The sequence below is a fragment of the Sphingomonas sp. 10B4 genome, assembly GCF_035019905.1.
GTDB lineage: Bacteria > Pseudomonadota > Alphaproteobacteria > Sphingomonadales > Sphingomonadaceae > Sphingomonas > Sphingomonas glacialis.
Genome location: NZ_JASJVC010000352.1, coordinates 1 through 266 on the forward strand (window position 1 = coordinate 1; position 266 = coordinate 266).

At 65.0% G+C, this 266-nt stretch carries 1 protein-coding gene; it reads right to left on the reverse strand.

Features of this window, described 5'->3' with window-relative positions:
• Positions 1-266, reverse strand: a 266-nt coding sequence (locus tag QN347_RS20080; protein ID WP_323494443.1) for a methyl-accepting chemotaxis protein, incomplete at both ends; no start/stop codon positions are given.

Below are 266 nucleotides of genomic sequence, written 5' to 3' on the forward strand. Positions count from 1 at the left end.
CCTCGCTTTGCTCGCGGCTGGCGTTGGCGATCTCACCAACGATCTGCGTCACCTGATGCACATTGTCCACCATGGTGCTCATGGTGGTGCCGGCGCGCTCGACTAACTCGGTACCGAGTCGTATCTTGCCGACCGAATCATCGATCAGCACTTTGATTTCCTTGGCCGCCGCCGCCGAGCGCTGCGCCAAATTGCGTACCTCGGAAGCCACCACCGCGAAGCCGCGCCCCTGCTCGCCCGCGCGCGCCGCCTCAACCGCCGCGTTG